This is a genomic window from Mesorhizobium sp. M7D.F.Ca.US.004.01.2.1 (assembly GCF_003997785.1).
In the GTDB taxonomy this organism is placed as follows: Bacteria; Pseudomonadota; Alphaproteobacteria; order Rhizobiales; family Rhizobiaceae; genus Mesorhizobium; species Mesorhizobium loti.
Genome location: NZ_RZRQ01000264.1, coordinates 1 through 8,139, shown reverse-complemented (window position 1 = coordinate 8,139; position 8,139 = coordinate 1). Strand labels below are relative to the sequence as shown.

Below are 8,139 nucleotides of genomic sequence, written 5' to 3'. Positions count from 1 at the left end.
CTTTGGCGAGATGACCACGGACGGCTACACGCTTTTGTCCGTGCCCGAGCCGAAGCAGAAGCTGATCCATGCCCACGGTTCGGATCGCGAGATCGGCAAGATCTACGTGCCCTCGCTTGGCATCCATGCCGGGCCGAACGCCTTCGCCAAGGCGCTCTCGCCGATCAAGGGCGACTGGGGCGCGTGGCGGTCGCAGGCACGCCAAAGCTATGAGGGCACGTTCACCGCACCGGCCCAGCCGGGCCCCGTCGACATGGTCGAGGTCAGCCGCTGGCTGCGCGAGACGCTGCCCGACGATGTGATCCTGACCAATGGCGCCGGCAATTTCACCGTCTGGCCAAACAAGTTCTTCAAATTCGGGCCGAAGGCACGGCTGCTCGCCCCGCAATCCGGCGCCATGGGCTACGGCCTGCCGGCGGCCATCGCGGCCAAGGTGGCTTTTCCCGGACGCACGGTGGTCTGCTTTGCCGGCGATGGCGATTTCCAGATGAACTGCCAGGAGCTGGGGACGGCGATGCAGGCCGGGGCGCAGCCCATCGTGCTGATCCTGAACAACGGCATCTACGGCACCATCCGCGCCCATCAGGAGCGGCATTATCCGGCGCGCGTGTCGGGAACGAACATCGAGAACCCGGATTTCGTCGGCATCGCCCGGGCCTATGGCTTCCATGCCGAGCGGGTCGGCGCGACCGGGGATTTCGCCGGCGCTTTCGGCAGGGCGCTGGCGTCTACGACCGGCGCGGTCCTGGAGCTGGATATCTCGCCCGAGGCGATCACGCCGCGTCAGACCCTTTCCCAGATGCGCGACGCAGCGCTCGCTTCGCAGAAGGCCAACGCATGATCAGCACGGCAAATGACATCCGTCTCGGCGCGGATATCGGCGGCACGTTCACCGATATCGTGGTCGATGTGCGCGGCACGATCTTCTCGACCAAGATCCTGACCAACTATGCCGCGCCAGAGCAGGCCATCCTCGACGGGATCGAGATCGTCGTGCGCGACGCCGGCATCACGCTGGCGGACCTCGACATCGTCATCCACGGCACCACGCTGGCGACCAACGCGCTCATCGAACGGCGCGGCGCCAAGACGGCGCTGGTCACGACCGAAGGGTTTCGCGACGTCATCGAGATGCGCACGGAAAACCGGTTCGAACAGTATGATCTGAACCTGAAGCTGCCACCGCCACTGATCCCGCGCGAGCATCGCTATACGGTCAAAGGGCGCATCGGCGCGGATGGGCGGGAATTGCAGCCGCTGGACGAAGTTGCACTCGACGAGATCGCCGACAGCATCGCCGCCGGCGGCTTCGGCGCCGTCGCCATCGGCTTCATTCATTCCTACATGGACGCGGTGCACGAGCGGCGGGCGCGCGAAATCCTCGCCGGAAAGCTGGACATACCGATCTCCATCAGCGCCGAGGTCTCGCCGCAGATGCGCGAGTTCGAACGCTTCAACACGGTTTGCGCCAATGCCTATGTGCGGCCGCAGATGGCCGACTATCTGGTGCGCCTACAGGTGCGGCTGAAGGAGATGGGAGCGAACTGCCCGGTGTTCATGATCCACTCGGGCGGTGGTCTGATCTCGGTGGAAACCGCATCCGAATTTCCGGTGCGCCTGGTCGAGTCCGGTCCGGCCGGCGGCGCCATCTTCGCAGCCGACGTGGCGCGGCGCTTCGACCTGGACTCCGTCGTCTCCTACGACATGGGCGGAACGACTGCGAAGATCTGCCTGATCGAGGATTATTCCCCACGCACGGCGCGGACCTTCGAGGTCGCCCGCACCTATCGCTTCTGCAAGGGCTCCGGCATGCCGATCTCGATCCCGGTGATCGAGATGATCGAAATCGGCGCCGGTGGCGGCTCGATCGCCTGGGTCGACGCCATGGGGCGCATCCAGACCGGCCCGGAAAGTGCCGGGTCCGAACCCGGTCCCGCCTGCTACGGGCGCGGCGGCAGCCGCCCAGCCATCACCGATGCCGATCTCGTCCTGGGCAAGCTCGATCCCGACAATTTCGCCGGCGGCGCCATCAGGCTCGACACGCGGGCGTCGGAGGAGGCCATCACCCGCGATGTCGGCACCCGGCTTTCGCTCAATTCCGTTTCCGCCGCCTTCGGCATCTGCGAGGTCGTCGACGAGAACATGGCCAATGCCGCCCGCGTCCACGCGGTGGAAAACGGCAAGAACATCTCCGACAATGTGATGATCGCCTTTGGCGGCGCTGCGCCCCTGCATGCGGCACGGCTGTGCGAAAAGCTTGGCGTGGAACAGTGCCTTGTTCCGCAAGGCGCCGGCGTCGGTTCGGCCATCGGCTTCCTCAAGGCACCGTTCGGCTATGAGGCGCTGGCTTCCAAGCTGACGCGGCTGTCGCGGTTCGACGCATGCGAGGTGAATGCGCTGCTCGACGGGCTGAAGGCCACCGCCGAGAGCTTCGTGCGGGCCGGTACAAACAGTGCCATCACGCGCGAGATCACCGCCTTCATGCGCTATGCCGGCCAGGGTTGGGAAATCCCGGTGCCGCTGCCCGACAGGGCGTTCAGGCCCGGCGATGAGGTGGGCGTCAAGGACGCTTTCCGGGACAATTACGCGCGCTTCTTCGGCCGTGCCATCGATGGCCTCGACGGGTTGGAAATCGAGATCGTGACCTGGTCGGTCAAGGCGCAGGACGTGCGGCCGGCCCCGGCCAGGCACGAGATCACCATGGGGACCAGGACTGTCGCCGCTTCGCAGACGCGCGAGGTTTTCGATCCGGCGACCGGAACCGTGCAGATTTCAGCCATCATCGAACGCGCCGACCTTTCGCCGGGGGATCGCATCAGCGGCCCGGCGGTGATCGTCGAGCGCGAGACGTCGACGGTCGTCACCACTCTCTTCGATGCCGTGCTGCAGAGCGACGGTTCGATCCTCCTGATCCGCAAAGGGGTCCAGGCATGAGCGACATCTTGGAAATCCGTATGCAGGTGATGTGGAATCGCCTGATCTCGGTGGTCGAGGAGCAGGCACTGACCCTGTTGCGGACAGCCTTCTCCACATCGGTGCGTGAATCGGGCGACCTGTCGGCCGGCGTGTTCAATCCGCGCGGCGAGATGCTGGCACAAGCCGTGACCGGCACGCCCGGGCATGTGAACACCATGGCCGAGGCCGTGCTGCAATTCATGAACGAAATCCCGCGCGAGGAGATGTACGAAGGCGACACCTATGTCACCAACGATCCCTGGAAAGGCACCGGCCATCTGCACGACATCACCATGGTCTCGCCCTCGTTCCTCAACGGCGAACTGGTGGCGTTCTTCGCCTGCACGGCCCATGTGGTCGACGTTGGCGGACGTGGCTTCGGCGCCGACGGCAAGTCGGTCTACGAGGAAGGCATCCAGATCCCGATCATGAAGTTTGCCGAGCGCGGCAAGGTGAACCTCGATCTGGTGAAGATCCTGCGCACCAATGTGCGCGAGCCGAACCAGGTTGTCGGCGACTTCTATTCGCTGGCCGCCTGCAACGAGGTCGGCCACCGCCGCCTGGTCGACATGATGAAGGAGATCGGTCTGGCATCGCTGGACAGGCTGGGAGAGTTCATCTTCACGCGCACCCATGACGCGACGCTGGAGCGCATCAAGGCGCTGCCGAAAGGCAGCTGGTCGAACGAGCTGGTGACCGACGGCTACGACACGCCGGTCAAGCTGGTGGCCGCCGTCTCGATTGGCGACGACCATTTGAATGTCGACTTCTCCGGAACCGATCCGATAAGCCGCTGGGGCATCAACGTTCCGATCATCTACAGCAAGGCCTATGCCTGCTACGCCCTGAAATGCGTGGTGGCGCCGGAGATCCCGAACAATGCGGCCTCGCTTGCTCTGTTCACCATATCGTCGCCGACCAACATCCTGAACGCCCCGCGGCCGGCGCCGGTCTCCCTGCGGCACGTCATCGGCCATATGGTGCCCGACCTGGTGCTGGGCGCGCTGGCCAAGGCGCTGCCGGGCCAGATCCTTGCCGAAGGCGCGGCGGCACTGTGGAACATCCACATCTCGGTCAGGCCGGTCGCCAGCGGCGACGGGCGCCGCGCCGAGGTGCTGATGTTCAATTCCGGCGGCATGGGCGCGCGCCCGACGCTGGACGGGCTTTCCGCCACCGCCTTTCCGTCCGGTGTCCATACGATGCCGATCGAAGCGACCGAGCACACCGGACCGATCGTCATCTGGCGCAAGGAACTGCGTCCCGATTCCGGCGGCGACGGGGAATTTCGCGGCGGCCTCGGCCAGATCCTCGAAATCGCGGCCACCGAAGGCCACGAGTTCGATTTCTCCGCCATGTTCGACCGGGTCAGACATCCAGCCAAGGGCCGCAATGGCGGCAAGGACGGGATTGCCGGCATCGTCAGACTCGACGATGGCACGCTGATGCGCCCCAAGGGCTGGCAACACGTTCCCGAAGGGCGTCGTCTGGTTCTGGAACTTCCCGGCGGTGGCGGCTATGGCGATCCGGCCAAGCGCAGTACGGAGGCGCGGGCACAGGACGTGTCCAGGGGCTATATTTCGGAGAAAAGCCGATGAGCTACATTGCTTCGCGCCTGTCCGTGGTCAAGCCGTCGGCTTCGATGGCGGCCTCGCAGGCAGCCAAGGCGCTACGGGCCAAAGGCGTCGACGTCATCGACCTTGGCCTTGGCGAACCTGATTTTCCGACACCTGCCCACATCATTGAAGCGGCGCACGCGGCCGCAAAGGCCGGCCAGACCCTCTACACCGCCGCGGCCGGCTCGCTGGAAGTGCGCGAGGCCGTGGCCGGGAAGTTCAGGCGCGAGAACGGACTGGACTACACGGCCGACGACATCGTCGTTGCCAACGGCGCCAAGCAGATCATCTTCAACGCGCTGATGGCGACGCTGGAACCTGGCGACGAGGCCATCCTGCCCGCACCCTATTTCGTGTCCTATCCCGAGATGGTGAAGCTGCTCGGCGGTACGCCCGTCACCGTGGAATGCCCGGAAAGCGGCGGCTTCAGGCTGACGCCGGAGCTGCTTGAAAAGGCAATCACGCCGAAAACCAAATGGCTCTTTTTGAACATGCCCGGCAATCCATCCGGCGCGGTCTACTCGGCCGACGACCTCAAGGCGCTGGGCGCGGTCCTTGCCAGGCATCCGCAGGTGCTCATCCTGTCCGACGAGATCTATGAGCACATCATCTTCGATGGCCGCGAATTCGTATCCTTCGGCAAAGCTTGCCCGGACCTTCGGGACCGCAGCCTTATCGTCAACGGCGTCGCCAAGGCCTATGCGATGACCGGCTGGCGTGTCGGTTACGCGGCTGGCCCGGCGCCACTGGTCAAGGCGATGTCGACCATTCAGAGCCAGTCGGTCACTTCGGTCTGCTCGATCGCCCAGGCGGCGACAGTCGCCGCGCTGAACGGCCCGCAGGACGAGGTGACCCGTTTCCGCGAGGCATTCGAGGCGCGCAGGAATTTGGTGGTCGATGGCATAAGACGCATCAACGGCCTTACGCTGCCGCCGCCGGAAGGCGCTTTCTATGCCTATATCGGCTGCGCCAGCCTGATCGGCCGCAAGACACCCAAAGGCGTCGTGCTGGAGGACGATACGGCGGTGGCGACCTATCTCCTGAACGAAGGCCGCGTGGCATCGGTGCCGGGTGCTGCCTATGGACTTTCACCCTATTTCCGCATCTCCACCGCCACCAGCGAAGAGGTGCTCGCCCAAGCGATCGCGCGGATCAACGCCGCCGTCGCGCAAGTGGAGTAGACCATGCCCCATTACGAACGCATCCTGATCACCGGCGCCGCCGGCCGGCTCGGCTCGGAACTGCGAAAGGGGCTGGTGCCGCTGGCAAGAACGATCCGCCTGGCGGGCCGCGAACCGTTCGGCGACCTTGCCTCGCACGAGGAAGAGGCGGTCTTCGATCTCGCTGACATGGAGGCGACGGTTGCGGCCACCAAGGACTGCGACGCGATCGTGCATTTCGGCGGCGCGCCGCTTGAATGCGCATGGCAGACGATCCTGGATTCCAGCATCCGTGGCTCCTATCACATCTACGAAGGCGCCCGGAAACACGGTGTGAAGCGCGTCATCTATGCCTCCTCGGTGCATGCCATCGGCTACCATGAAGTCGAAGCCCATATCGGCGTCGACGCGCCGGTGCGTCCGGACAGCCTCTACGGCGTCTCGAAGAATTTCGTCGAAAGCCTGAGTCGGCTCTACTGGGACAAGTTCGGCATCGAGACCGCGTGCCTGCGCATCTTCTCGTCCTTCCCCGAGCCGGCCGACCGCCGCATGCTGTGGTCGTATCTTTCTTTCGCCGACTGCGTGCGCCTGGTTGAGGCAGCTCTTACCGCGCCGCGTGTCGGCCACACGATCTCCTTCGGCATCTCAGACAACAAGCTGAAGATGGTCGACAACAGGGGCGCAGACCATATCGGATTTGTTCCCCAGGATAGTGCCGAGCCGTTTCGCGCAGCGGTGGAGGCGAGGACGCCGGTTCCCGATCCGAAGGCACCCTCGGTGAAGTATCTGGGCGGCTGGTTTTGCGAACTCGGCCACCCGGATGACAAACCCGTATGACGGTCAAATAGCGCGACAGCCAACTCGCGACCGGTCTCGCAAATTTCCTGCATTGTTTCGTACGGCCCCGCGACCCAGCCATAAGCGGTTCGAGCCCATGTCGTCTTCAGGCGGCGACGCCGCCTAGATAGGCGCTGATGACCGCTTCATTGCTCGCGAGATCGCTGCCTGGTCCCTCAAGAACGACGCGCCCGGCTTTGAGCACATAGCCGTAGTCGGCGAACTTCAAGGCGACTTTGCTGTTCTGCTCCACGAGCAGAATGGTCACGCCTTCACGATTGAGGCGTTGCACGATGTTCATGACTTCCTTGATCAATTGCGGCGCCAGGCCCATGGAAGGCTCATCGAGCAGGAGCACCTTGGGCGCGGCCATGAGGGCCCTCCCGATCGCCAGCATCTGCTGCTCACCTCCCGAGAGATTCCTTGCATCGCCATTCTGTCTGCGGGCCAGGATGGGGAAGAGTTCAAAAACGTGGTCCAGCCGCCGGCGGCGCTCGACATCGTCGGCAAGCGTAAACGAGCCGAGGTCAAGGTTCTCCTTGATCGTCATGTCGCCGAAGATACGCCTTCCCTCCGGGACGTGGACGAGCCCGCGATGCGGCAGGCGATGGGCAGGAACCCTGGTTATGTCCTCGCCCAGGAAGCGGACACTTCCAGAGGATGCGGCAACAAGGCCGGACAGCGTGCGCAGCGTGGTGCTCTTGCCTGCACCGTTCGCGCCAAGCAGGGCGACGATCTGGCCGCGCTTGACCGAAAGGCTAACGCCATGAAGGGCTTCGATGCCGTCATAGCGCGCGACGATGCGGTCCGCGGAAAGAACGATTTCGGCGTCCATCATTCCTCCGTACCCAGATAGGCTTCGATGACCCTGGGGTCCGCTCGCACGGCCTCCGGTGGCCCGTCGGCGATCTTCTGGCCGTAGTCGAACACCACGATCTTCTCCGACACTTGCATGACCAGGCCCATGTCGTGCTCGATCAGCAGGACGGTGACGCCGGTCTCGTCGCGAATGCGGCGGATCAGGTGCACAAGGTCCAGCTTCTCGCGCTCGTTCAGGCCGGCGGCAGGCTCGTCCAGCAAGATGAGCTCGGGCGCCGACGCCAGGGCTCTTGCGAGTTCAAGCCGCCGTTGATCGCCATAGGAAAGACCGCCGGCGCGGCGATGCGCGTGCTGCTGGATGCCGACGAAATCGAGCCAGCGCATGCCGGCTGCTCGGATCGCCTCCTCCTCGCGCCGCTGTGCCGGCAAGTGCAGGATCGCCGACACAATGCCGTGGCGGCTGCGGCAATGCTGGCCGGACATGGCGTTTTCCAGAACGGTCATTTCCTTGAACAGCCGGATGTTCTGAAATGTGCGGGCGAGCCCGAGCGCGGTGATGCGATGCGGCGGCAAACCGGTAATTGGCCGGCCGCCCAGACTGATCGAGCCGCCCTTCGGCTTGTAGAATCCGGTCAGGCAATTGAAGAGCGACGTCTTGCCGGCCCCGTTCGGCCCGATAAGACTGTTGATAGCGCCCTTCTCGACCGAGAACGAAATGTCGTGAAGGACTTTCAGTCCTCCGAAACTGAGGCCCA

7 protein-coding genes are annotated in these 8,139 nt (G+C 64.3%); 5 read left to right on the top strand and 2 right to left on the bottom strand.

The annotated features are described in order from the left end of the window. From EN993_RS26745 to EN993_RS26725, 5 genes are all read left to right on the top strand, one after another. Positions 1-841: thiamine pyrophosphate-dependent enzyme (locus EN993_RS26745; protein WP_245468975.1), on the top strand; the 841-nt coding region annotated here is incomplete at its 5' end. Next, positions 838-2,934: a hydantoinase/oxoprolinase family protein gene (locus EN993_RS26740; RefSeq protein ID WP_127265261.1), complete on the top strand. Its 2,097-nt coding sequence runs from the start codon at positions 838-840 to the stop codon at positions 2,932-2,934. The genes EN993_RS26745 and EN993_RS26740, both read left to right, overlap by 4 nt. Further along, on the top strand, positions 2,931-4,550 hold the full coding sequence (locus EN993_RS26735; protein WP_127265260.1) for a hydantoinase B/oxoprolinase family protein: 1,620 nt from the start codon (positions 2,931-2,933) through the stop codon (positions 4,548-4,550). Before EN993_RS26740 ends, EN993_RS26735 begins: the two co-directional genes overlap by 4 nt. Further along, positions 4,547-5,749, top strand: a complete 1,203-nt coding sequence (locus tag EN993_RS26730; RefSeq protein WP_127265259.1) for a pyridoxal phosphate-dependent aminotransferase — start codon at positions 4,547-4,549, stop codon at positions 5,747-5,749. Before EN993_RS26735 ends, EN993_RS26730 begins: the two co-directional genes overlap by 4 nt. A gap of 3 nt (positions 5,750-5,752) precedes the next feature. Continuing rightward, positions 5,753-6,565 (top strand): NAD(P)-dependent oxidoreductase, encoded by an 813-nt coding sequence (locus EN993_RS26725; protein WP_127265258.1) that lies wholly within the window; start codon positions 5,753-5,755, stop codon positions 6,563-6,565. Between the two features lie 106 nt (positions 6,566-6,671). On the opposite strand, the gene EN993_RS26720 is transcribed toward EN993_RS26725, so the two are convergent. Both EN993_RS26720 and EN993_RS26715 read right to left on the bottom strand, forming a co-directional pair. After that, the gene (locus EN993_RS26720; RefSeq protein WP_126070010.1) at positions 6,672-7,400 is read right to left on the bottom strand and encodes an ABC transporter ATP-binding protein; all 729 of its coding nucleotides are present in this window, start codon (positions 7,398-7,400) and stop codon (positions 6,672-6,674) included. Continuing rightward, a partial coding sequence (locus EN993_RS26715; RefSeq protein WP_206532422.1) for an ABC transporter ATP-binding protein occupies positions 7,400-8,139 on the bottom strand: 740 nt, incomplete at its 5' end. The genes EN993_RS26715 and EN993_RS26720, both read right to left, overlap by 1 nt.

Excerpts from the sequence above, each read along its gene's own strand:
- EN993_RS26740 (WP_127265261.1), top strand. The coding sequence starts at position 838 with ATGATCAGCACGGCAAATGACATCCGTCTCGGCGCGGATATCGGCGGC.
- EN993_RS26735 (WP_127265260.1), top strand. The coding sequence starts at position 2,931 with ATGAGCGACATCTTGGAAATCCGTATGCAGGTGATGTGGAATCGCCTG.
- EN993_RS26730 (WP_127265259.1), top strand. The coding sequence starts at position 4,547 with ATGAGCTACATTGCTTCGCGCCTGTCCGTGGTCAAGCCGTCGGCTTCG.
- EN993_RS26725 (WP_127265258.1), top strand. The coding sequence starts at position 5,753 with ATGCCCCATTACGAACGCATCCTGATCACCGGCGCCGCCGGCCGGCTC.
- EN993_RS26720 (WP_126070010.1), bottom strand. The coding sequence starts at position 7,400 with ATGGACGCCGAAATCGTTCTTTCCGCGGACCGCATCGTCGCGCGCTAT.